22 protein-coding genes and 3 tRNA genes are annotated in these 22,151 nt (G+C 58.2%); 11 read left to right on the top strand and 14 right to left on the bottom strand.

Going from position 1 to position 22,151, the window contains the following annotated elements; translation table 11 throughout:
• Positions 1–105: 105 nt before the first annotated feature.
• Positions 106–624: a flavodoxin FldB gene (gene fldB, locus DXXMK7_RS03305; protein WP_038917844.1), complete on the top strand. Its 519-nt coding sequence runs from the start codon at positions 106–108 to the stop codon at positions 622–624.
• Positions 625–723: 99 nt separating this feature from the next.
• On the opposite strand, the gene DXXMK7_RS03300 is transcribed toward fldB, so the two are convergent.
• Positions 724–1,155, bottom strand: a complete 432-nt coding sequence (locus DXXMK7_RS03300; RefSeq protein WP_023637601.1) for a protein YgfX — start codon at positions 1,153–1,155, stop codon at positions 724–726.
• A complete protein-coding gene (gene sdhE / locus DXXMK7_RS03295) occupies positions 1,136–1,402 on the bottom strand; it encodes an FAD assembly factor SdhE (RefSeq protein WP_023637600.1) in 267 nt (88 codons plus the stop codon). The genes DXXMK7_RS03300 and sdhE overlap by 20 nt, the downstream gene beginning before the upstream one ends.
• Before the next feature lie 310 nt (positions 1,403–1,712).
• Between sdhE and ygfZ the strand changes: the two genes are divergently transcribed.
• Positions 1,713–2,693, top strand: coding sequence for a tRNA-modifying protein YgfZ (ygfZ, locus tag DXXMK7_RS03290; protein ID WP_038917843.1), 981 nt, complete (start codon positions 1,713–1,715; stop codon positions 2,691–2,693).
• 72 nt (positions 2,694–2,765) lie between these two features.
• On the opposite strand, the gene DXXMK7_RS03285 is transcribed toward ygfZ, so the two are convergent.
• A complete protein-coding gene (locus DXXMK7_RS03285) occupies positions 2,766–3,416 on the bottom strand; it encodes a hemolysin III family protein (protein WP_038917842.1) in 651 nt (216 codons plus the stop codon).
• Between the two features lie 210 nt (positions 3,417–3,626).
• Here DXXMK7_RS03285 and DXXMK7_RS03280 point away from each other — a divergent pair, with 210 nt between their 5' ends.
• Positions 3,627–4,235 carry an HD family hydrolase gene (locus tag DXXMK7_RS03280; RefSeq protein ID WP_038917841.1) on the top strand — a complete coding sequence of 203 codons (609 nt, stop codon included), beginning with the start codon at positions 3,627–3,629 and terminating at the stop codon, positions 4,233–4,235.
• A 70-nt stretch (positions 4,236–4,305) separates the two neighbouring features.
• Here DXXMK7_RS03280 and DXXMK7_RS03275 read toward each other — a convergent pair whose 3' ends face one another.
• From DXXMK7_RS03275 to gcvT, 4 genes are all read right to left on the bottom strand, one after another.
• Entirely contained in the window at positions 4,306–4,956 is a 651-nt protein-coding gene (locus DXXMK7_RS03275) for a LysE family translocator (protein WP_038917839.1), read from the bottom strand.
• Between the two features lie 177 nt (positions 4,957–5,133).
• Complete coding sequence (gene gcvP / locus DXXMK7_RS03270; protein ID WP_038917838.1) at positions 5,134–8,007, bottom strand: aminomethyl-transferring glycine dehydrogenase; 2,874 nt, start codon at positions 8,005–8,007, stop codon at positions 5,134–5,136.
• 169 nt (positions 8,008–8,176) lie between these two features.
• Positions 8,177–8,584: a glycine cleavage system protein GcvH gene (gene gcvH, locus DXXMK7_RS03265; protein WP_038662332.1), complete on the bottom strand. Its 408-nt coding sequence runs from the start codon at positions 8,582–8,584 to the stop codon at positions 8,177–8,179.
• Between the two features lie 31 nt (positions 8,585–8,615).
• Positions 8,616–9,716 (bottom strand): glycine cleavage system aminomethyltransferase GcvT, encoded by a 1,101-nt coding sequence (gene gcvT / locus DXXMK7_RS03260; RefSeq protein ID WP_038917837.1) that lies wholly within the window; start codon positions 9,714–9,716, stop codon positions 8,616–8,618.
• Between the two features lie 652 nt (positions 9,717–10,368).
• Here gcvT and fucO point away from each other — a divergent pair.
• Positions 10,369–11,520 carry a lactaldehyde reductase gene (gene fucO / locus DXXMK7_RS03255; RefSeq protein WP_038917835.1) on the top strand — a complete coding sequence of 384 codons (1,152 nt, stop codon included), beginning with the start codon at positions 10,369–10,371 and terminating at the stop codon, positions 11,518–11,520.
• 308 nt (positions 11,521–11,828) lie between these two features.
• On the opposite strand, the gene alsS is transcribed toward fucO, so the two are convergent.
• Entirely contained in the window at positions 11,829–13,508 is a 1,680-nt protein-coding gene (gene alsS / locus DXXMK7_RS03250) for an acetolactate synthase AlsS (protein ID WP_038917833.1), read from the bottom strand.
• 55 nt (positions 13,509–13,563) lie between these two features.
• On the bottom strand, positions 13,564–14,352 hold the full coding sequence (gene budA, locus DXXMK7_RS03245) for an acetolactate decarboxylase (protein ID WP_087881257.1): 789 nt from the start codon (positions 14,350–14,352) through the stop codon (positions 13,564–13,566).
• 111 nt (positions 14,353–14,463) lie between these two features.
• Between budA and DXXMK7_RS03240 the strand changes: the two genes are divergently transcribed.
• The gene (locus tag DXXMK7_RS03240; RefSeq protein WP_038917832.1) at positions 14,464–15,357 is read left to right on the top strand and encodes a LysR family transcriptional regulator; all 894 of its coding nucleotides are present in this window, start codon (positions 14,464–14,466) and stop codon (positions 15,355–15,357) included.
• Positions 15,358–15,485: 128 nt separating this feature from the next.
• Positions 15,486–15,770 (top strand): DUF1435 domain-containing protein, encoded by a 285-nt coding sequence (locus DXXMK7_RS03235; RefSeq protein WP_013316348.1) that lies wholly within the window; start codon positions 15,486–15,488, stop codon positions 15,768–15,770.
• A gap of 116 nt (positions 15,771–15,886) precedes the next feature.
• Here DXXMK7_RS03235 and DXXMK7_RS03230 read toward each other — a convergent pair.
• The 4 genes from DXXMK7_RS03230 to DXXMK7_RS03215 form a co-directional block, all read right to left on the bottom strand.
• A tRNA-Leu gene (locus tag DXXMK7_RS03230) sits at positions 15,887–15,972 on the bottom strand.
• 90 nt (positions 15,973–16,062) lie between these two features.
• Positions 16,063–16,148: transfer RNA gene (locus DXXMK7_RS03225), tRNA-Leu, on the bottom strand.
• A gap of 31 nt (positions 16,149–16,179) precedes the next feature.
• Positions 16,180–16,265: transfer RNA gene (locus DXXMK7_RS03220), tRNA-Leu, on the bottom strand.
• 116 nt (positions 16,266–16,381) lie between these two features.
• Entirely contained in the window at positions 16,382–17,284 is a 903-nt protein-coding gene (locus tag DXXMK7_RS03215) for a LysR family transcriptional regulator (protein WP_038920793.1), read from the bottom strand.
• Positions 17,285–17,396: 112 nt separating this feature from the next.
• Between DXXMK7_RS03215 and DXXMK7_RS03210 the strand changes: the two genes are divergently transcribed.
• Positions 17,397–18,392, top strand: coding sequence for an aldo/keto reductase (locus DXXMK7_RS03210; protein ID WP_038917831.1), 996 nt, complete (start codon positions 17,397–17,399; stop codon positions 18,390–18,392).
• A 37-nt stretch (positions 18,393–18,429) separates the two neighbouring features.
• On the opposite strand, the gene rsmC is transcribed toward DXXMK7_RS03210, so the two are convergent.
• Positions 18,430–19,458 carry a 16S rRNA (guanine(1207)-N(2))-methyltransferase RsmC gene (gene rsmC / locus DXXMK7_RS03205; protein WP_038662357.1) on the bottom strand — a complete coding sequence of 343 codons (1,029 nt, stop codon included), beginning with the start codon at positions 19,456–19,458 and terminating at the stop codon, positions 18,430–18,432.
• Positions 19,459–19,620: 162 nt separating this feature from the next.
• Between rsmC and DXXMK7_RS03200 the strand changes: the two genes are divergently transcribed.
• From DXXMK7_RS03200 to DXXMK7_RS03185, 4 genes are all read left to right on the top strand, one after another.
• Positions 19,621–20,040 carry a DNA polymerase III subunit psi gene (locus tag DXXMK7_RS03200; protein ID WP_038917830.1) on the top strand — a complete coding sequence of 140 codons (420 nt, stop codon included), beginning with the start codon at positions 19,621–19,623 and terminating at the stop codon, positions 20,038–20,040.
• Positions 20,009–20,452 (top strand): ribosomal protein S18-alanine N-acetyltransferase, encoded by a 444-nt coding sequence (rimI, locus tag DXXMK7_RS03195; RefSeq protein ID WP_038917828.1) that lies wholly within the window; start codon positions 20,009–20,011, stop codon positions 20,450–20,452. The genes DXXMK7_RS03200 and rimI overlap by 32 nt, the downstream gene beginning before the upstream one ends.
• Before the next feature lie 118 nt (positions 20,453–20,570).
• Complete coding sequence (locus DXXMK7_RS03190) at positions 20,571–21,110, top strand: sigma-70 family RNA polymerase sigma factor (RefSeq protein WP_038917827.1); 540 nt, start codon at positions 20,571–20,573, stop codon at positions 21,108–21,110.
• On the top strand, positions 21,107–22,090 hold the full coding sequence (locus DXXMK7_RS03185) for a FecR domain-containing protein (RefSeq protein WP_038917826.1): 984 nt from the start codon (positions 21,107–21,109) through the stop codon (positions 22,088–22,090). The genes DXXMK7_RS03190 and DXXMK7_RS03185 overlap by 4 nt, the downstream gene beginning before the upstream one ends.
• Positions 22,091–22,151 lie beyond the last annotated feature (61 nt).

The raw sequence follows: 22,151 nt of genomic DNA, 5'->3' as shown, positions 1-22,151 counted from the left end.
CCTTCATCCCTTCTTCCGCTCCCGCCCTGTACGCTCTTGTGATATTCCGTTAGGCTAAACGCTCTGCGATACCGCCTTTATTGATGCAATCACGATCAGACACTTATGAAGATAGGACTTTTTTACGGCACCAGCACCTGCTACACCGAAATGGCGGCGGAGAAAATCCGCGACATTCTGGGCGAGGAACTGGTAGACCTGCACAACGTGAAAGACGTTGCGCCCCAGGAAATGGAAAACTACGAGATGCTGATTCTTGGCATCCCCACCTGGGACTTCGGTGAAATTCAGGAAGACTGGGAAGCCGTCTGGGCGCAACTGTCGACGCTGAACCTGAAAGACAAGATTGTCGCGCTGTATGGCATGGGCGACCAGTTGGGGTACAGCGAATGGTTTCTGGATGCGCTCGGCATGTTGCATGACCAGCTCAAGCCGCTGGGCGTGCGTTTTATCGGCTACTGGCCGACCGAAGGATACGACTTCACCAGCCCGAAGCCGGTAACGGAAGACGGTAAACACTTTGTTGGTCTGGCGCTGGATGAAGTGAATCAGTACGACATGAGCGACGAGCGGATTCAACAGTGGTGCGAGCAGATCCTGCACGAAATGGCGGAGTTACTCTGACGCGCTACGCCTGGGGCGGCGTTCAGGCGTTGCGTGCATGCCATTCGTGACATTAATGCAACGCCTGATGCCGATTCGATGCGGCTCCCGCCGGCAGCCTTAATGATGGCGGGAAGATTCAGTTCCCTGCAGCGGGTGCTGCTGCAACAGCTGGCGCAACAGCCGCCATTCTTCATTGCCCATACTGTCTGACGCCAGCCACAGGCGCTGATGCCCTTTGCCGGTCGTCGCCCGCAACGACAGCAACACGCCGTTGCGCATCACCCACGGTCGCCGGGCTATCTGCCAGTCACGCTGCTGCCAGTGCAGTTGGTTTTCCCCATGCAGGGAAATTTCCCCCTGACGCGACTTGATGATGCGCTGACTGCGCACGAAACCGAACACCACCAGCGTCACCAACCCCAGCCACAGCGGCGCATAGCCGTCCGGCCAGGGAGCCAGCAGGATCATCAGCACCAGGAACCCGTGCGTCAGCAGAGAAAACAACTGCATGCGCCAGGATACACGCAAATCACATTGCCACTGGGCCACGGTCTTTATTTCGCGTCTGAATAAGGGAAACCATGCGCTTCAGCTCCGGATCCACCGGCTCGCCGTGGTTCATCAGCCAGTTGAACAAGTCGGGATCGTCGCACTGCAACAGACGGATGAAATGCTGCTTGTCGTCGTCGCTCAGCGTGTCGTACTCATGCTCGAAAAACGGCATGATGGAAATATCCAGTTCACGCATTCCGCGTCTGCACGCCCAGTGAATGCGTGATTTGTTATTGATGTCCATGTTCATTTCGCCCACTTCTCTGTATGGTTATCCGCGCAGGGTGATGATGACCGTCGGTGTAACCCTATTCTACCTGATGGCCTTCTACTAATAGTAACACTTTGACATATTTTCGCGTATTACCGCGTGTACTATTTCACGGATGCGCAGCATATCGCACGATTAGACTATCCTTTTGCCTTCTCGCCCCCGCCTTCTGTTCCCCCCGTTCGCCGCCTTATGGCGGAACACAGCCTAAACTGCTTGCAAACCGTTGTCGCTCTTTTACCATTGGGTCATTCGCTGACATTACGCATCGCAGGATTGTAATATGGCTCATCCGTTTACCGCACGACCGCTGTTTTCTTCTGCTCAACTCCCCGCCACCCTGATAGCGCTGGATGACTGGGCGCTGGTCACCCTTACCGGCCCGGACACGGTCAAATACCTTCAGGGCCAGCTTACGGCCGACGTCGATGCCTTGCAGACCGGTCAGCACGTGCTCTGCGCCCACTGCGACGCCAAAGGGAAAATGTGGAGCAATGTGCGCCTGTTCCATTATGGCGACGGGCTGGCTTATCTGGAGCGCCGCAGTGTGCGGGATAGCCAGTTGACTGAGCTGAAAAAATACGCGGTCTTCTCCAAAACCACCATCTCGGCCGACGACAACGTGGTGCTGTTGGGCGCCGCGGGCCTCGACATTCGTTCGCATCTGGCGCCCCTGTTCGATGTGCTGCCCGACGCCGATAACGCCGTGGTGCAGCAACCGGGAGCGACGCTGTTGCATCTGGCCCACCCCGACGAACGTTTCCTGCTGGTGCTGGATGCGCAACGCGCCGCCGCGCTCATTGAAACGCTGCAAGCCAGCGTCAAGCTCAACGACAGCCGCCAATGGCAAGCGCTGGATATCGCGGCCGGGCTGCCCATTATTGACAGCGCCAACAGCGCACAGTTCATTCCACAAGCCACCAATTTACAGGCGTTACAAGGCATTAGCTTCACCAAAGGGTGCTATGCCGGTCAGGAGATGGTCGCGCGCGCCAAATACCGCGGCGCCAACAAACGCGCGCTGTACTGGCTGGCGGGCACCGGTGCGCAGGCCCCCGCGGCAGGCGATGAGCTGGAACTGAAACTCGGCGATAACTGGCGCCGTACCGGCACCGTGCTGGCGGCCAGCCAGTTGCATGACGGCACGTTGTGGGTTCAGGCGGTGCTGAACAACGATCTGGAGGCTGACAGCGTGCTGCGGGTGCGCGACGACAGCGGCAGCCAGCTCGCCATTCAGCCATTGCCTTATTCTTTGGAAGAGTAACCGGTCCTGCAAAGCATCGGGGATGCCCCGGCTCCCTGATGCTTATCCGGCTGACGGCGATATCTGCACCGGTTATCCCACGTACAGATAGATCGCCAAAAAGTGGCACACACTGCCTCCCAGCACAAACCCATGCCAGATGGCGTGATTGAACGGTATACGCTTGCAGACGTAAAACACCACGCCCAACGTATATACCGCGCCGCCGATCGCCAGCAACGTCACTCCGCCGACGGACAGTTTCATCGCCAACTGATAAATAACAATCAGCGATAGCCAGCCCATCACCAGATAGGTCATCAGCGACAGCATTTTAAACCGGTGCGCAAACGCCAGCTTGAATATGACGCCAAGCAACGCCAGGCTCCAGATGGTGATCATCAGTCCACGCGCCAGCGGCGAGTTAAGGCCCACCAGCAGAAAAGGCGTATAGGTTCCGGCAATCAGCAGATAGATAGCGCAGTGATCAAATTTCTTCAGCCAGCGTTTTGCGCGCTGATGAGGAATGGCGTGATACAACGTCGATGCGAGAAACAGTAAAATCAGGCTGCCGCCATACAGACTATAACTGGTGATAGCCAGAGACGTGGCGCCATTGTCCAGCGCCTGCACCAGTAATAACACCAGCCCGACAATCCCAAAGATAAAACCAATTCCATGGCTGATACTGTTGGCGACTTCTTCCGCCAGCGTATACCCCGATTCCCCCATTTTTTTCTTCATGCAAACCTCTTGTCCCACACTTACCCCTATGCTCGCACCGGCGGCCTTCCCTGCCACGCTGAGCAAGCTTTGAGCAGCTTAACTGAGAACAATTCCAGTGTACACCTGTACGCTAAAATAAAAATCAGCGGCTTTCAGACGGTATTCTTGCATGTTCATCTTATGGCGCATCCCCTACAATAGAGCCTCTTTATTGCAGGAGATTAACGGATGTCGTTCGCTTTACCCGTACTGGATTTCGGCCCCATGACCGATGTCGTCCGGTTTCTGATGGAAATCGACAAACTCAAGAGCGTTCAGCGCCGTTCCAAGGTGATTGGCACCGATCGTCAGGAAGACTCTGCAGAGCACAGCTGGCATTTTGCGGTCGCGGTGATGAGCCTGGCGCCTTATGCCGATGACGGTATCGATATCACCCACGTGCTGAAAATGGCGCTGATTCACGACATCGTGGAGATCGACGCCGGAGACGTGCTGGTGTATGACCTGAAAGCCCGCGAAGCCATTCAGGAACAAGAGCAAGCCGCCGCGGCGCGCATTTTCGGCCTGCTGCCGCAACCGCAGCACGACCAGTTTCTGGCGTTATGGCACGAATACGAAGCCGGAGATACCGCCGAAGCGCGTTTCGCGCTGATGATCGACCGTGTAATGCCGGTGCTGATGAACCTGCACAACGGCGGCCAAAGCTGGGTGGAACACGGTATCCGGCTGGAGCAGGTGTTGAGCCGCAACGCCTTTATCAGCGACGTCAACCCGGCGCTGTGGAGCTATCTGAAACAGCACCTGGAAGAGGCGCAGGCGAAGGGCTGGCTGAAATAGCCGACGATCGTCAACCGCATGAGCGGCGCCAGAGGCCGCTCATATCGGCGAACAAAAATGTCTGTATCGGTCAGTTTTTTGCCGTCATCGCCAGCTTCACGCCCAGTGAAATAAACAGCACGCCAATGGTTTTATTCAGCCAGAAGCGCACCATTTTGCTGACTTTCAGCTTGCTGCTGGCCAACGCGGTCGACGCGGCCAGAAAGTGACACCACAGCATGCCGTTGAAATTGAAGATCAATCCCAGAACGATAAACGCCAGCGCTTTCTGCGGCGCCTGCGGGTCAATGAACTGAGGCACGAACGCCAGAAAGAACAGCGCTACTTTCGGGTTTAACACGTTGGTGAGGAACCCCTGCCAGTAGATTTTCCGCATGGAAAGCACAGGCCGGTTGGCCGGCAGAGCACCGCTGTCGGCATTAGCGCGGTGAGCGGATTTATCCAGCAACGCTTGCACGCCCATATACACCAGATAGACAGCCCCCAGCACTTTCACCACCGTAAACGCGGTGGCCGAGGTAGCCAGAATGGCGGACAGCCCCAATGCCGCGGCCAGAACATGCACCAGCGTGCCGGAACCGATGCCCAGCGCCGCAGCCGAGCCCGCGCGCCATCCCTGCGACGAACTCTTGGTCATAATCAGCAACGAATCCGGTCCCGGCATGATGTTGAGCAAAATGCCGGACAGGATAAACAGTGAAATATCGTGAATGCCTAACATGATTTTCCCGCCATCTATTAATATTAATTCTGCTTCAGCTCCCGCTTCATTTTTCAGGGGGAGAAGCGACCACTCTACCACGCCGGACAAAAAAAACGGGCGCCGCTCACGCTGCACCCGTTTGTATCAGGAGGCTCTCGAACCACCTCCCAATTATTCACACTGTAAAAACCGCGCTTACTGATATTCGCTCATCGGCACGCAGGAGCAGAACAGATTACGGTCGCCGTACACGTCATCCAGACGTTTCACCGCCGGCCAGTATTTGTGGGTCTGTCCGGCCGGGAATACCGCCAGCTCGCGGCTGTACGGATGCGACCAGTCGGCTGCCAGCTCAGTCTGGGTGTGCGGCGCATTTACCAGCGGATTGTCTTCGTGCGGCCATTCGCCCGCCGCCACGCGGTCGATCTCGGCACGAATCGCCAGCATCGCGTCGATGAAACGGTCCAGTTCCACTTTGCTTTCCGACTCGGTCGGCTCGATCATCAACGTACCCGCCACCGGGAACGACATGGTCGGCGCATGGAAACCGTAGTCGATCAAGCGCTTGGCGATATCCATCTCGCTGATGCCGGTGCTCTCTTTCAGCGGACGAATGTCCAGAATGCACTCGTGCGCTACGCGATCATCACGGCCGGTATACAACACCGGATAAGCGTCTTTCAGGCGCGTCGCCACGTAGTTGGCGTTCAGGATCGCCAACTGGCTGGCCTGTTTCAGCCCATGCGCGCCCATCATGCGGATGTACATCCAGCTGATCGGCAGGATGGAAGCGCTGCCGAACGGCGCAGCGGAAACCGCGCCCTGACGAGTCAACACGCCGTCCATCGCCACCACCTGATGGCCCGGCACAAACGGCGCCAGATGCGCTTTCACGCCGATCGGTCCCATGCCTGGGCCGCCGCCGCCGTGCGGAATGCAAAACGTTTTGTGCAAGTTGAGGTGCGACACGTCCGCGCCGATGTGACCCGGCGAGGTAATGCCTACCTGCGCGTTCATGTTGGCGCCGTCCAGATACACCTGGCCGCCGTACTGATGAACAATCTGGCACACTTCGCGGATAGTTTCTTCGTACACCCCGTGGGTGGACGGGTAAGTCACCATGATGCAGGAGAGCTTATCGCCGGCCTGCTGCGCTTTTTCCCGCAGGTCGTGCAGGTCGATGTTGCCCTGCTTGTCGCAGGCCACCACCACCACCTGCATCCCCGCCATCTGGGCGGAAGCCGGGTTGGTGCCGTGGGCGGAACTGGGGATCAGGCAGAGGTTGCGCTCGCCTTCGTTACGGCTTTCGTGATAACGGCGGATCGCCAGCAGACCGGCGTATTCGCCCTGAGCGCCGGAGTTCGGCTGCATACACACCGCGTCATAGCCGGTTAGTTGCACCAGCCAGTCGGACAGCTGCGTGATCAGTTGACGGTAACCCAGCGCCTGTTCGGTCGGGCAGAACGGATGCAGTTCGGCGAATTCCGGCCAGGTAATCGGCAGCATTTCCGCCACCGCGTTGAGCTTCATGGTGCAGGAGCCGAGCGGGATCATCGCCTGATTCAGCGCCAGATCCTTACTTTCCAGACGATGCAGATAGCGCATCATTTCGGTTTCGCTGTGGTACTGGTTGAATACCGGATGAGTCAGGATGTCGTCACTGCGCAGCAACGCCGCCGGGATCGACGCCGACCGGCTGCTGACCGCCGCATCCAGCGTATCGATATCCAACCCGTGATCGTCGCCCAGCAGCACGGCGAACAGCGCCAGCACGTCGTAGCGGCTGGTGGTTTCATCCAGCGCGATGCCGACCGCGCCATCCAGATCGGCGCGCAGGTTAATGCCGGCGCTCAGCGCGCGGCCCTGTACCGCCGCCTTATCGGCGACCTCAACGGTCAGGGTATCGAACCAGTGCTGATGACGCAGCGTCAGACCGCGTTGGGTCAGCCCGGCGGCCAAAATGTCGGCCAGACGGTGGATGCGCCCGGCAATGCGTTTCAGCCCCTGCGGCCCGTGATACACCGCGTACATGCCGGCAATGTTGGCCAGCAGTACCTGCGAGGTGCAGATGTTGGAGTTGGCTTTTTCGCGGCGAATGTGCTGCTCGCGGGTCTGCATCGCCATGCGCAGCGCGGTGTTGCCGGCGGCATCGCGCGAAACGCCGATAATACGGCCCGGCATGGCGCGTTTGTATTCGTCGCGGCAGGCGAAAAACGCCGCGTGCGGGCCGCCGTAGCCCATCGGTACGCCGAAACGCTGGGCGGACCCCAGCACAATGTCGGCGCCCTGTTTGCCCGGCGCGTCCAGCAGCACCAGCGCCATGATGTCCGACACCACGCTGATGATCACTTTGCGGTTTTTCAGCTCAGACATCAGCGCGCGATAGTCATGCAGCTCGCCGGTGGTGCCTGTCTGTTGCAACAACACGCCGAAGACGTCGTCATACTTCACCGCGTCAGCCGCGTTGCCGGTAACGATGTCAAAGCCGAAGGTCTGAGCGCGGGTGCGCACCACGTCCAGCGTCTGCGGATGCACGTCGTCGGCGACGAAGAAACGGTTTGCCTGCTTGAGCTTGCTGACGCGTTTGGCCATCGCCATCGCTTCCGCGGCGGCGGTCGCTTCATCCAGCAACGAAGCGGAAGCCAGCTCCAGACCGGTCAGATCCTGCGTCACCTGCTGGAAATTCAGCAGCGCTTCCAGACGTCCCTGCGACACCTCCGGCTGATACGGCGTATAGGCGGTATACCAGCCCGGGTTTTCCAGCACGTTGCGCAGAATCACCGGCGGCGTCAGCACCGCGTGGTAGCCCATGCCGATGTAGCTTTTATAGCGCAGGTTGCGGCCGGCGATCGCCTTCAGCTCGGCCAACGCCTGATATTCGGTGGCGGCATCGCCTACCGCCGGCGGTTGGGGCAGTTGGATGTCGGCGGGTACGATCTGGCGGGTAAGGCCGTCCAGTGAATCCGCCCCGATAGCGGCCAGCATCTGTTGTTGCTGAGCGGCCGACGGGCCAATATGGCGCTCCGTGAAGGCGCTACCGTGTTCGAGCTGACTGAGAGTCTGGGTCATGTGGGGGAATTTCCTGCATTTAGCACAGTGATGTGCAGCACAATTAACTAATTCAGAAAACAAGCAAATCATTCAGAAAAACAAGCAAACAATTCACAAAACAAACAGATCACAAAAACAAGCGGACAATAAAAACGCCCCGTCGCGGGGAGCGAACGGGGCGTCAGGCTTATTCTTCGTCGTCGCCGTCTTCTTCTTCCAGCAGCGCCTGATAACCAGCGGCATCAAGCAATTCGTTCAGTTCGTCTTCATCAGACGCCTTGATGCGGAACAGCCAGCCTTCAGCATACGGCGCGCTGTTCACCAGTTCCGGTGCGCCTTCCAGTTCTTCGTTGATTTCCACCACTTCGCCGCTGATCGGCGCGTAGATGTCGGACGCGGCTTTGACGGACTCCGCCACGGCGCAGTCATCACCGGCGTTGACCGTGCTGCCGACTTCCGGCAGATCGACAAACACCATATCGCCCAGCAATTCCTGCGCGTGCTCGGTGATGCCCACGCTGTAAACGCCGTTGCCTTCCGCCATCACCCATTCATGGGACGAGGTATATTTCAATTCTGCCGGAACATTGCTCATTGCCACCTTCTCCTTCCATTAACGCCAAAAATTAAAACTGAACCAGCGCCTTGCCGGCGCGAACGAAATTGGGTTTGGTCACATGCACCGGCATTTCGCGATTACGAATCTGCACGATAGCCTGTTCGCCGATACCGGCGGGAACACGAGCCAGAGCGATGCTGACGCCCAGCGTGGGCGAAAACGACCCGCTGGTGATCACACCTTCCTGCATGACGCCATGATTATCGGTAAAGCGGACCGGCTGACCGTGACGCAGCACGCCTTTTTCGGTCATCACCAGGCCGACCAGTTGTTCGGTGCCTTCCGCCTGCTGACGCTCCAGCGCTTCACGGCCGATGAACTGGCGGTCTTCCGGCTGCCAGACGATGGTCCAGCCCATGTTGGCCGCCAGCGGCGAGATGGATTCATCCATGTCCTGACCGTACAGGTTCATGCCCGCTTCCAGACGCAGCGTGTCGCGCGCGCCCAGTCCGCAGGGTTTAACGCCGGCCGCCAGCAGTTGTTGCCAGAAGCCGACCGCCTGTTCCTGCGGCAGCGCGATTTCATAGCCCGCTTCGCCAGTATAGCCAGTGGTGGCGATAAACAGATCGCCCGCCTGTACGCCAAAGAAGGGTTTCATGCCGGCTACTTGCTCACGCTGGGCATCGTTCAGCAGACTCCGCACTTTTTCCTGCGCCTGCGGCCCTTGCACCGCGATCAGCGACAGATCCTCACGTTCGGTAATCTCCACCATGAACGGTTTGGCATGCTCGGTGATCCAGGCCAGATCCTTCTCGCGGGTGGCGGAGTTCACCACCAGCCGGAAATAGTCTTCGGTCTGGAAATAGACAATCAGATCGTCGATCACGCCGGCGGAGGGCGTCAGCATCGCGGTATAGAGCGCTTTACCGGGCTGGGTGAGTTTGGCGACATCATTCGCCAGCAGATAACGCAAAAATTCACGCACGCGGGCGCCGCGCAGATCCACGATGGTCATGTGCGACACATCAAACATGCCGGCGCTGTTGCGTACGATGTGATGTTCGTCCAGTTGAGAACCGTAGTGCAGCGGCATCATCCAGCCATGAAAGTCCACCATTTTGGCGCCATCGGCCAGATGCTGTTGATACAACGGAGTGTGGTTTGCCATTCTTTTCTCTCTACGTTAGCCGCGCGTTGTGACGCCAGGCCCCACGACGCAAACGTTTATCCTGCCCCAGAACTTACCACCGAAGCGCGCGTTCCACCACTCCCACAACCATAAGTTTATCTATATAAAAAGCCAAACCGGCATTGAATTACCCAATCACCCAATCAGGATATAAATCCGTAAAATTTCACAAAATAAAAATTTAAATCCAAATTAAAAAATAAAACCAATACCACAAATTATTAATGCATGACTTTCTGGTTTGATGTCAGAAGAGACAACCACAAGTTAAATTAGATTAAGTAATGCGAAAAAACCCTAAAATTAGATTATTTCAGGTAAGGCCACGCCCGTTTTTCATTGTCTTCACACTCCGATTCTGTGATCACCGTCGTGGACACCTTCCCGTCAGCGACAGTACGACGCGGCTGATGGCAGCCGTAAGAAGGCAGCGAGTCCCGACCGGTTTCACACTGGGTTCATCGGCGGGTGATCCCTCTGACAAAGGTTTGACTTTTATCAACCGGAAGCGAGCTTTTGTCTCGCTCTGCGCGGTGCGCGACTAGATTAACTATTAACCACACCGGCTACTGGCGCAAATGGATAACCGATACGCCTAAATGATTAAAAATCAATGCGTTAAGGAGAAATCATGGCACACAGAATGATACTGAATGAAACGTCCTATTTTGGCGGCGGCGCCATCGCCCACCTGACCGAAGAGGTACAGCGACGCGGCTTTCGCAAGGCGCTGGTGGTGACGGACCAGGAACTGATGAAGTACGGCGTAGCGGGTAAAGTAACCGCGCTGCTGGACAAAGCAGGCCTGCCTTATGACATCTATGACGGCGTGATTCCCAACCCAACCATCGCCGTCGTCCGGCAGGGCGTCGAACGTTTTCAGGCATCTGGCGCCGACTACCTGATCGCGATTGGCGGCGGTTCGCCGCAGGACACCTGTAAAGCCATCGGCATCATCATCAACAACCTGGAATTCGCCGATGTGCGCAGCCTGGAAGGGGTCGCGGCCACCCGCAAACCCAGCGTGCCGATTCTCGCCATTCCTACCACCTCCGGCACCGCGGCGGAAGTTACCATCAACTACGTCATCACCGATGAAGAGAAACGGCGTAAATTCGTCTGCGTCGACCCGCACGATATCCCCATCGTGTCGTTTATCGACGCGGACATGATGAGCAGTATGCCCGCCTCACTCAAAGCCGCCACCGGCATCGACGCCCTGACCCACGCCATCGAAGGGTTCACGACTCTGGGCGCCTGGGAATTGACCGACATGCTGCACCTCAAAGCCATCGAGATCATCAGCCGTTCACTGCGCGACTCGGTGGCCGGCAAACCGCAGGGCGTGGAAGCGATGGCGCTGGGGCAATATATCGCCGGTATGGGTTTTTCCAACGTCGGCCTGGGACTGGTGCACGGTATGGCGCATCCGCTGGGCGCGTTCTATAACACCCCGCACGGCGTCGCCAACGCGATTCTGCTGCCCCATATCATGGCCTGGAACGCGGAATACACCGGTGAGAAATTCCGCGCCATCGCCGTGGCGATGGGGGTACAAGGCGCGGGCAACATGCCGCTGACGCAGGCGCGGAACGCGGCGATTCAGGCGGTGCGGCAGTTGGCGCAGGATGTGGATATCCCGGCGCAATTGCGTCAGGTCGGCGTTAAAGAGCAGGATATTCCGGCGCTGGCGCAGGCGGCGTTCGACGATGTCTGCACCGGCGGCAACCCGCGCCCGGCCAGCGTGAAGGAGATTGAGGCGTTGTATCAGTCGATCTACTGATAATCAAACCAAATGACAATCAAACTGCGGATCGTGCGATTTGTCGATGCGTGACGGGAAGTGACAAAAAACGCGCGTCCTGCCAATGATGAACCGGAACCTGCCGCGTCAAACGCCGCGGCAGGCCGGTCAAGCCCGTATTACTATCGGGGCTTCAGGACGCGTGGAGCAACCAGCGCCTGTGACGAACATTCAGCATTCACAATGCAGCATTTACGCTGGAATATTCGTTACAGGCGAACACGGCTCAAAGGCTGCAAAGCCTTGCAGCAGGTAGGATCGTAGCATCTGAACCGAGCGTATCACGCTCAGATCAGGTGGCTGATATTCACGTTCTCCATCAGATAATGGTTGTCGGAGTAATCCACCGGAATGGCAATCACCGCCGGGCCATCCACATCCATCGCCTGCCAGAGCTTCGGCACCAGTTCGGCGGCGGACTCCACGGCGAAACCTTTAGCGCCGAAGGCTTCCGCATAGGCTTTGAAGTCAATCGGCCCGAATTTGACGCCGGAAGCGCGGTGATATTTTTTCTCTTCCTGAATTTCCACCATGTTGTAGGCGTTATCCACCCAGATGATGTGCAGAATGTTGGATTTCAGCCGCACCGCGGTTTCCAGTTCCATACTGGACTGCATGAAACCGCCATCTCCGGACACCGACACCACTTTCTGTTGCGGATTCACCAGCGCGGCGGCGATCGCCCACGGCAGCGCCACCCCCATAGTCTGCTGACCGTTGGTCATCAGCACCTGACGGGCGCGGAAGCTGTAGAGATAACGCGCCAGCCAGATATGGAAGCTGCCCATGTCCACGCACAGGGTAACGTCTTTATTGACCAGATCCTGCATCACCCGCACCAACCGCAGCGGATGAATAGCGAAGCCGTCCATGTTGATGGCGCGGGTCGCCAGTTCATGGCGCAGTTGACGACGCTCCTCCAGAATCGCCTCCGACTGGGACGACAGCACGATCGGCGAACTCAGTTGCTCATTGAGCGTATCAATGGTGATGCTGATGTCGCCAACCAGTTCCACATCCGGGCGGTAGGCGTTTTCCACTTCGGCGGGCAACACATCAATGTGCACCAGCGTGGCATTACCAGAATTCCACAGCGCCGGCGCATACTCCACCGGGCTGTAGCCGACCGTGACGATAAGGTCGGCCTGCTGTAGCAGCTTGTCGCCGGCCTGATTGTTAAACAACCCTACCCGTCCGGCGAAATGGTCAAAATGCTGTTGATCGATTACCCCGGCGGCCTGATAGGTACTGGTCACCGGCAGGCGGCTGTGATGCAGCAGGCGGCGCAGCGCCTCGGCATTTTTCGGCTGGCTGGCCATCAGCCCCAGCAACAGTATCGGGTTTTTGGCTTTCTTGATCAGCCCGACCACCCGTTCAACATCCGCACGCGGCGCGCTATTGAGGGTCGGCAGCGAGGTACGAGCCAGAATCGGGCTGTCTACCGGTTCATTGACAATATCTTCCGGCAGACTGATGAACGACGCGCCCGGCCGACCGAGCTCAGCAGCGCGAAAGGCGTTAGCCATCACTTCTGAAATGGCGGACGACACCGTGATTTCGGCGCTGTATTTGGTCACCGGCTGAAACAGGCTGACGGTATCCAGGCTCTGGTGGGTCAGTTTCAGGCGGTCGGCGCGTTTGACCGCACCTCCCAGCGCCACCAGCGGGTCGCCTTCCGCCGTCGCGGTCGCCAGCCCGGTCACCAGATTCGAACAGCCCGGCCCCGACGTCACCAGCGTCACGCCGGCCTTGCCGGTAAGACGGCCGACGGCGGCCGCCATAAAGGCGCCATTAGCCTCATGGCGCACGGGAATGGTTTGAATCGGCGAATCCACCAGCGAATCAAACACGCGGTCTACTTTTGCACCAGGAATGCCGAAGACATAGTTGACGCCTTGCTGCTCAAGATGTTTTACGATCAGCTCCGCACCGCTAGACCAATGCTGTTGACCATCCCTATTTTCCATAATGTTTATCCTCTGCATAACAGTGTGCTTTTGCTTTCAGTACCTGCTCGATGCCTCAGCTCTCCACGGAGTGAATGACGCTATCGAGATTTTCAGGGGATAAATTGGCTTTCAGGAAATCCCTGTCGCGGGGAAGGTCAATAACCAGTTTGGCGATAGAGCCAAAGGTCAATACGCCTTCTTCCAGTCGATAATCAAGGATATGCCCGCCGCCTTTGCGGTCATCAGTGATGAAATGCTCGTGATAACCGGCAACATTAATCCCCTGGACATAGGCAGGACTACGGAAACCGATAACGCTGCCCTGACACTGTTCGAAACGGAACGTGGGTTGTTGGGCAATCGCTTCCAGCATCGGTTTATAAGGGCGTTCCTGGCGAGGTACCGTACGGGTTTCCACGTGGCTAAAGCGGCCATCTATCCGCAGGGCACAAAACAGATTATCTGTTGCAATCAAGTCATTAATGCGCTGATGAATCGCTTCGCGGCTGGTGGCCTGCCCGAAATGGATTTGCTCCGTCGGGCGGAAAAAGGTCATTACCGCGAAGGGAGTTTTTTGATACGGCAGCGCTGCTCGCGCGCTGCCATCCTCACGGAGCTGGAAGATACGGCTGTTAAGCGCCACCAGTTCACCGTCGAGATCATTAAACGTCCCTAATCCAAAATCGCCATGTTTCAGAAGTTCTTCCATAGTGATGTTACCTTCATAAACGCCATTAATAAGCCCGCTCATTAATGACGTCTGATAAATAACGCACTCTGGATGCTGTTTCTGATGATGAAGTGCAAAGCTGGCCAGTTCCCTGACACAGGAGTCGACGCAGTTAACATCTTTCATATCCATTCCCTTCTGACGATGATCAACTTAAATTTATTTAATGTTTCACTTGAATATTGACCTCCGTCACACCAAAGTTCCAATACAGAGATGTGGCCATTTGGAGATCGAAAATATATGGAATTACGTTACCTGCGCTATTTTGTCGCAGTGGCCTCAACCCGGCATTTCACCCGCGCGGCGGAAATTCTCGGCATATCACAGCCGCCGTTAAGCCAGCAGATTCAAAAACTTGAGCGGGAAATCGGGACGCCGTTGTTCAAGAGGCTGACCCGTGGCGTGGAGATGACGGAAGCTGGCGAAGCGCTGTATCAGGACGCCAGCCATATTCTGGAACTGGCCGAATCGGCCGTGGAGAGAGTGCGCAGCATCGCCCGCGGGGAGAGCGGCGCGATCAACATCGGCTTCTCCTGTGCGGTGACGTTTCATCCCACGGTGCTGGCGCTGTTGCGCCGTTACCGGCAGCATTATCCCAGCGTCCAGCTGCGGCCGCGGGAAGAGCACATCAACGAGATTCTGGAGAGCCTGCGCAACCGCACCACCGACATCGCGTTTGTGCGCCTGCCATGTGATATCGGCGAGGAGTTCGAAGGCGAATTACTGGCGGACGAGCCGATGCGGCTGGTACTGCCGGAAAACCATCCGTTCAGCGATCAAACGCGAATCAATCTGGGACAGCTGCGGCAGGAACCGTTGATCATCTTTCCGCGCGAACTCTGCCCTAGTCTGCACGACCTGATTATCCGCGCCTGCTACCTGTCGGGCTACCAGCCAAAAATCAACCCGCTGGCGCCGCATATCACCGCCACCATCAGCATGGTGGCGTCCGGTTTTGGCGTGACCTTTGTCCCTGAATCGCTGGCCAGCATCCAGACCGGCAATGTGACTTATCACGACACCAACACGCCGCACCTCACCACGCAGATTGCCGTTATCTGGCGCAAACATGACCGCTCCGCTACGCTGCTGAACATGCTGCAACTGGTGCGCGACTATCTGCACAGCGCCTGATCGTTCTCAGGCATCCAAAAACCTGCCGTCGTCAAACGGCAGGTCACACAAAAATCATGCGGCACCGGTTGTATAGCGGCAAATCTTATATATGATATTAGTTATCATTATCAACAAGAGAAGCCACAATGCTGACCGCCATGATCGCCGCCTGCGGGCTATGGGGAATAAGCTGGTATTTTGGCAAGCGTCTGTCCAGCGCCTGGGGCGTTCTGCTGCCGGCGGCGCTGATGCCGTTGCTGGCCCTGCCGGAACTAAACCTGACCCACCTGAAGTACATCTGTGCGCTGGCGATGCTGCTTACGTTGAGCATGCTGTTCCATCGCCGTATGCGTCACTATCTGCTGCTGCCGTCCTGCATTGCGCTGGCAGGCGGCCTGGCGGCGCTGTCGCTTACGCTAAAGGGATGGTGATACCGACCCTGAACGGGCATAACGCACAAGATAAAGGAAGAAAACGCGCTGTTGATTTTATGAGCGAGAAGAATTGCTGTGCTGGAAAAAGACAAGAAATATAAGGATGAGGAGAGTGGTGCGAAGAGAGGGACTTGAACCCTCACGTCCGAAGGACACTAACACCTGAAGCTAGCGCGTCTACCAATTCCGCCACCTTCGCACTGTTTACTACGATACTATTTACTATTCACTACTTACTACGATTACTACTTACTACGATAATGCTGCTATATCTTGATTTGTATCCCAGTGGTGCGAAGAGAGGGACTTGAACCCTCACGTCCGAAGGACACTAACACCTGAAGCTAGCGCGTCTACCAATTCCGCCACCTTCGCAGGTACTGTGAAATACAAATCTGTGGTGATTTGGTGCGAAGAGAGGGACTTGAACCCTCACGTCCGAAGGACACTAACACCTGAAGCTAGCGCGTCTACCAATTCCGCCACCTTCGCAAACCAAGCAACATTACGTCACACAATGTCACCACGGAGGCGAATTCTAGAGATTTTCGCACCAACGTCAATCATTATTTCCATGTCGTTAAAGCGTTTGCTGTAAAAAACAGCATTCAGACAAACGGGGCCTGCTGGAAGCATTGTTGAAGCCACTCAATCACCACCCGGATGCGCGGCGCCAGAAAGCGCCCGGAGGGATACATCACATACAGCGGCATATCGGGCGGCGGCAACTGCGGCAGGATCTCCACCAGTTCCCCGCTCGCCAGCAACGGCGCCAGACCGTAGCGCGGCGCCTGAATAATCCCCATTCCGGCCTGGCAGGCGGCGATATAGGCATCGGCGCCGTTGATTTCCACCAGACTGGGCAGCGAGCGGGTAATGACTTGCCCCTGCTGCATAAATTCCAGCGGGTAACGCTGCGATGTGCGTAGCGAAAAATAGCTCACCATACGATGAGACGTCAGCGCCTCCAGCGTGTCGGGCACGCCGTATTCGGCGCAATAAGCCGCGGAAGCGCAGGTTATCTGCGGCAGCGACGGCAGCGAACGCGCCACCAGCGAATCATCATCCACCTGCCAGGCGCGCAGCACGCAGTCCACGCCTTCGCGCACCACATTAATCGCGGCATCGTTGGCGCTCAGCACCAACGCAATCTGCGGATAGCGGCGGTAAAACGCGGGCAACGACGGGATCACCACCTGCCGGGCCAGCGAATGCGGCATGTCGATTCGCACCCGTCCGCTGGGCTGCTGGCGCTGACGGGAAAACAGCGCGTCCGTTTCCTCAATTTCCGCCAGCAACTGCACGCAGCGCTGGTAGTAAAGCAAACCTTCGTCCGTCACCTGCACCTGACGGGTGGTGCGTTGCAACAGACGCACCCCCAGCCGCAGTTCCAGCCGTTTCAGCGTCTGGCTGACGGTCGCCCGCGGCAGTCCCAGCTTTTCCGCCGCCCGGCTAAAACTTTCCGCTTCCACAATGCGCACAAACACCCGCATCGCCTGAACCTGATCCATCACCGGCCCCATTGTTTGCATTTTACAAACAGTGTTGCATAAAACTGCGAATTTATCTTTTTGATTCAAACAACCACACTGAAAAACGCGGTTAATAACACGGAGCAATAACATGCAACAGCGAAAACTGGGCCCGCAGGGGCCAACGGTATCTGCACTGGGTCTCGGCTGTATGGGGATGAGCGATTTCTATTCCACCGGGCAAGATGAAAAAGAGGCTGTCGCCACCCTGCATCGTGCGCTGGAACTGGGCGTCACCCTGCTGGATACCGCCGACATGTACGGCCCTTACACCAATGAAACGCTGGTGGGCAAAGCCATCAAAGGCAAACGGGATCAGGTATTTCTGGCTACCAAGTTTGGCATTCTGCGCGACCCGGCCAACCCGAACCTGCGTGGCGTCTGCGGCCGGCCGGAGTATATCCGTCAGGCGGTCGAAGGCAGTCTGAAACGTCTGGGCGTCGAGGTCATCGATCTTTATTACCAGCACCGCGTCGATCCGGCAGTGCCGATTGAGGACAGCGTCGGCGCGCTGGCCGATCTGGTTAAGGCAGGCAAGATTCGTTATATCGGCCTGAGCGAAGCCTCCGCCGCTACGCTGGAACGCGCGCACCGCGTTCACCCTATCACCGCGCTGCAAAGCGAATACTCATTGTGGACGCGGGATGTGGAAGCGGAGATTCTGCCCGCCTGCCGCCGTCTGGGCATCGGCTTCGTGCCTTACAGCCCGCTGGGACGTGGTTTTCTGACCGGCGCCATCAAACGACAGGACGATCTGGCCGCGGACGATTTCCGACGCGCCAACCCGCGCTTCAGCGATGAAAACTTTGCTAAAAACCTGCAACTGGTGGACAAAATCACGCAGCTGGCTCAGGAAAAATCGGTAACGCCATCGCAGCTGGCGCTGGTCTGGGTGCTGGCGCAGGGCGAGCACATCGTACCGATTCCCGGCACCAAACGCCGTCGCTATCTGGAAGAAAATGTCGGCGCGCTGTCGGTTTCGTTGACGCCGCGCGAGCAGGATGACATTAACGCCATCTTCCCGCCGAAGATCGCCGCAGGCGCGCGCTACGGACAGGAAGGCATGGCGACGCTCGATAACGCCTAAGCGTCGCATCGCGCCCGGCGAAAGCCGGGCGGATCAGTTAACGTTTTTTATTGCGGCGCAGCACCGCGCGATAAACGCGGAAACGACCGGTCTGGGCGATAACTTCATGGCTGCCGAAGGTTTCGTCCAGCAGCGCCGGGTACGGCAGGAAAGCGTTGGCGACAATGCGCAATTCGCCTTCCATATTCAGGTGCGAGGCGGCGCCGCGAATCATCACTTCCGCCGCGTGCAGGCTGGTCTGCATGCCGTCATGGAACGGCGGGTTGGAGATAATGAGGTCAAAACGCCCCTGAATATCCGAATACGCGTTGCTGGCGATCACCTGCCCTTCCAGACCGTTGGCCGCCAGCGTCGACCGGCTCGCTTCCAGCGCGGCGGCGCCGACATCGCTGAGCGTCAGGCGGATTTTCGGCGATATGCGGGCAAACGACGCCGCCAGCACCCCAGCGCCGCAGGCGAGATCCAGTACCTTGCCCTTGCGATGCGGCTCCAGCGTCGAGAGCAGCAACTGGCTGCCGGTGTCCAGCCCCTCGCGGCTGAATACGCCCGGCAACGTGTGTACCGGCACGCCATCCACGTCATACTCCAGCCACCAGTCCTCCAGCGCAAAAGCAGACGGTGCTTCCAGACGACCGTGATACAGGCCGCAACGGCGGGCGCTGTCGATCTTGTTGATGGCGGCGATCGGCTCCAGAATGCCCTCGGCGCTGCGTACCCCGCTGCGGTTCTCGCCGACGACGAAAATGTCGCAACCCACCGGCAGCAGCGACAGCAGGTTGGACAGCTGGAACTGCGCTTCCTGTTTGCTTTTCGGCCAGTAGTAGATCAGGGTGTCGCACCCGGCTACGGTTTCCGCCTGCGCCAGCAGCGAGAAATGCACGTTGTCGCCCAGTACGGGCTGCAACTGCTGCCAGTGATGATACTGCGTGGTGTGCACGGTGACGGCGGCTGCGTCAAAATGAGCGGGCAGCGTATCTTGCAGATCGCCGGCAAACAGCACCCGGCGGGAAACAAATTCATCACTGTGGCGCAGTATCACTTCACTGGCGGGGGTTAATGCTGACATCAGGTCTGGCTCCTCAATAAACTGAGCGAGGATTATAGTGGTTTGTTGGCGCATGTTCAGCGATTTGTTAGCATAGCGCCGCACAATCGTGCGCCACTATTGTTTATCGCGATGATCATATCGCGGTTATCGTATCGCGGTTATCGCGCGCGGAGTTAAGGCATGACATCAAGACGGGACTGGCTGTTGCAGCAACTGGGGATCACCCAGTGGACTTTGCGTCGTCCGTCGGTGCTGAAAGGCGAAATCGCCGTCAACCTGCCGCCTGACGTCCGGCTGCTGATCATCGCCGATCCGCTGCCCGCCAGCGACGATCCGCTATTGCAGGATGTGGCGCGCAGCCTGAATCTCGCCCCGCAGCAGATAGTCAGCCTGACGCCGCGTCAGGCGCAGATGCTGCCGGAACACACTCGCTGCCACAGCTGGTGGCTTGGGCAGCCCGCCGCCGACCCGTTGACGTTGGACGGCGTGCAACTGACCAGCCCGGCTCTGGCCGAGCTTTATCACAACGCCGGGGCGAAACGCGCCCTGTGGCAACAGATTTGTCACCATGAACATGATTTCCACCCTGACCACGGCTGACCTGCCGCGGGCGTTTGAGATTGAATGCTTAAGCCACGCCTTCCCGTGGAGCGAAAAAACCTTCATCAGCAATCAGGGCGAGCGTTACCTCAACCTGAAACTGTGCCATGACCAGCAGTTGGTGGCCTACGCCATCACCCAGGTGGTGCTGGATGAAGCCACGCTGTTCAACATCGCCGTCGCCCCCGACCATCAGCGTCACGGCTACGGACGTCAGTTGCTGGAACACCTGATCGCCGAGCTGGAGCGCAGCGATGTGGTGACGCTGTGGCTGGAAGTACGTGCCTCCAACGCGCGCGCCATCGCGCTGTATCAAAGCATGGGATTCAACGACGTGTCGGTGCGGCGGGATTATTACCCGACCGTCGGCGGCCGGGAAGACGCCATCATTATGGCGCTGCCGCTGGGCTGACGGCGCGCTTTTCCCATCAGTCCGGCCGTTTCCTTCCGGTTGTCAATAATTTGAAATGGAAATCATTCTCAATTAATATGCGGCGATATTTTGCGCTTTCCGTTTTCAGGAACCCGTTATGTCCGCCGTCAACACCGCCAGCCCTTGCGACCTTCAGCAGCTTTATCAGCAGCATCACGGCTGGCTGCAGGGGCTGCTGCGCAAACGGCTGGGCAATCTGTGCGACGCCGCCGATCTGGCGCACGATATTTTCGTACAGCTGCTGACCCGTCCGCGCCACTTCGACAGCCATGAAGGCGCGCGCGCCTACCTCAGCGTGATGGCGCAGGGCCTGTGCGTCGATCTGTGGCGCCGCCGGGCGCTGGAACAGGCCTGGCGGCAGTCGCTGAACGACTGCGAGCAAGTGCATGCGCTGTCTGCCGAGCAGCACACCATCATTCTGGAAACCCTGTATCAGGTCGACGCGATGTTGCGTCAGTTGCCGGACAACGTGCGCGTCGCCTTTATCCTGGCGCAGATTCAGGGGCAGACCTACGCGCAGATCGCCGTCACACTCGGCGTCAGTGAGCGGATGGTGAAAAAATACATGGCGCAGGCGATGCTGCACTGCATCCTGCTGGAAGCGGAGTATCACGGCCATGAGGCAATGCAGCGGTGAACCGACAGACGCCGGCGTCGCCACCGGATTATCAGGCGCTGCAACAGGCGGCCGACTGGTACGCCCAACTGCTGGATTCCGCCCACGACAGCGAGCTGCATGCCCGCTGGCAACAGTGGCTGTCGGCAAGCGACGCGCACCGTCTGGCCTGGCAATATGTGGAAACCGTCAGCCAACGCTTTCAGCCGTTGCGCGGCGACGTCACGCCGTTGACGGCGCAGACGCTGCTGCAACCGTCTACACCGCTCACCCGCCGCCATACCCTGCGCCTTGGCGCACTGCTTGCCACCGGCTCGCTGCTGTCCTGGCTGACCTGGCGCCACACGCCGGTGCGCGAAAGCCTGCTGGCGCTGACAGCCGACTACCGCACCGGTACCGGCGAAATCCGCGACTTTACGCTCAGCGACGGTACCCGGCTCTGGCTTGATACCGCATCCGCGCTTGATGTCCGCTACACCGATACCCGTCGCCAGTTGAACCTGATCGCCGGCGAAGCGCTGATCGACACCGCCGCCGACAAGCGGCGACCGCTGTTTGTCGCCAGCCGGGAAGGCAGCATGCAGGCGCTCGGCACCCGCTTCAGCGTGCGCCAGTTGGCAGGCAGCACCCAACTGACCGTATACGCCGGCAGCGTGGCGGTCACGCCGCGGCAGACAGGCCCGCTGCGCCAGATCGACGCCGGTCGACAGTGGCGATTTGACGCCAGCGGCGCCGGGTTCGAAACGTGCATCAGCGCGCAGGATGCCGACTGGCGTCAGGGAATGCTGCACGCCAACAACACCCCGCTGGGCGACGTGGTGGCGCGTCTGGCCCGCTACCGCCACGGTCATCTGGCCTGCGCGCCGGATGTCGCCGCGCTGCGCGTGGTCGGCACTTTCCCGCTGATGGACACCGATCGGGCGCTCGCCATGCTGAGCCGGGTGCTGCCGGTGCGCATCCACCGCCGTTTCGACTGGTGGATCACCGTCGAACCTGTCTGAAAAAAATTATCGCCCGCCGGTTCCCTTTTTGCGCCGCTCGTTCGATTCCCACTAAAAGCAC

It is taken from the genome of Dickeya sp. MK7, assembly GCF_000406305.1.
GTDB classification, from domain to species: Bacteria; Pseudomonadota; Gammaproteobacteria; order Enterobacterales; family Enterobacteriaceae; genus Dickeya; species Dickeya fangzhongdai.
Note: the sequence above shows the minus strand (reverse complement) of the source record. Positions and strands in the feature narration are given on the sequence as shown.

Bases quoted from the DNA above. Each gene is read 5' to 3' on its own strand.
- fldB (WP_038917844.1), top strand. From the start codon at position 106: ATGAAGATAGGACTTTTTTACGGCACCAGCACCTGCTACACCGAAATG.
- sdhE (WP_023637600.1), bottom strand. From the start codon at position 1,402: ATGGACATCAATAACAAATCACGCATTCACTGGGCGTGCAGACGCGGA.
- ygfZ (WP_038917843.1), top strand. From the start codon at position 1,713: ATGGCTCATCCGTTTACCGCACGACCGCTGTTTTCTTCTGCTCAACTC.
- DXXMK7_RS03285 (WP_038917842.1), bottom strand. From the start codon at position 3,416: ATGAAGAAAAAAATGGGGGAATCGGGGTATACGCTGGCGGAAGAAGTC.
- DXXMK7_RS03280 (WP_038917841.1), top strand. From the start codon at position 3,627: ATGTCGTTCGCTTTACCCGTACTGGATTTCGGCCCCATGACCGATGTC.
- DXXMK7_RS03275 (WP_038917839.1), bottom strand. From the start codon at position 4,956: ATGTTAGGCATTCACGATATTTCACTGTTTATCCTGTCCGGCATTTTG.
- gcvP (WP_038917838.1), bottom strand. From the start codon at position 8,007: ATGACCCAGACTCTCAGTCAGCTCGAACACGGTAGCGCCTTCACGGAG.
- gcvH (WP_038662332.1), bottom strand. From the start codon at position 8,584: ATGAGCAATGTTCCGGCAGAATTGAAATATACCTCGTCCCATGAATGG.
- gcvT (WP_038917837.1), bottom strand. From the start codon at position 9,716: ATGGCAAACCACACTCCGTTGTATCAACAGCATCTGGCCGATGGCGCC.
- fucO (WP_038917835.1), top strand. From the start codon at position 10,369: ATGGCACACAGAATGATACTGAATGAAACGTCCTATTTTGGCGGCGGC.
- alsS (WP_038917833.1), bottom strand. From the start codon at position 13,508: ATGGAAAATAGGGATGGTCAACAGCATTGGTCTAGCGGTGCGGAGCTG.
- budA (WP_087881257.1), bottom strand. From the start codon at position 14,352: ATGGATATGAAAGATGTTAACTGCGTCGACTCCTGTGTCAGGGAACTG.
- DXXMK7_RS03240 (WP_038917832.1), top strand. From the start codon at position 14,464: ATGGAATTACGTTACCTGCGCTATTTTGTCGCAGTGGCCTCAACCCGG.
- DXXMK7_RS03235 (WP_013316348.1), top strand. From the start codon at position 15,486: ATGCTGACCGCCATGATCGCCGCCTGCGGGCTATGGGGAATAAGCTGG.
- DXXMK7_RS03215 (WP_038920793.1), bottom strand. From the start codon at position 17,284: ATGGATCAGGTTCAGGCGATGCGGGTGTTTGTGCGCATTGTGGAAGCG.
- DXXMK7_RS03210 (WP_038917831.1), top strand. From the start codon at position 17,397: ATGCAACAGCGAAAACTGGGCCCGCAGGGGCCAACGGTATCTGCACTG.
- rsmC (WP_038662357.1), bottom strand. From the start codon at position 19,458: ATGTCAGCATTAACCCCCGCCAGTGAAGTGATACTGCGCCACAGTGAT.
- DXXMK7_RS03200 (WP_038917830.1), top strand. From the start codon at position 19,621: ATGACATCAAGACGGGACTGGCTGTTGCAGCAACTGGGGATCACCCAG.
- rimI (WP_038917828.1), top strand. From the start codon at position 20,009: ATGAACATGATTTCCACCCTGACCACGGCTGACCTGCCGCGGGCGTTT.
- DXXMK7_RS03190 (WP_038917827.1), top strand. From the start codon at position 20,571: ATGTCCGCCGTCAACACCGCCAGCCCTTGCGACCTTCAGCAGCTTTAT.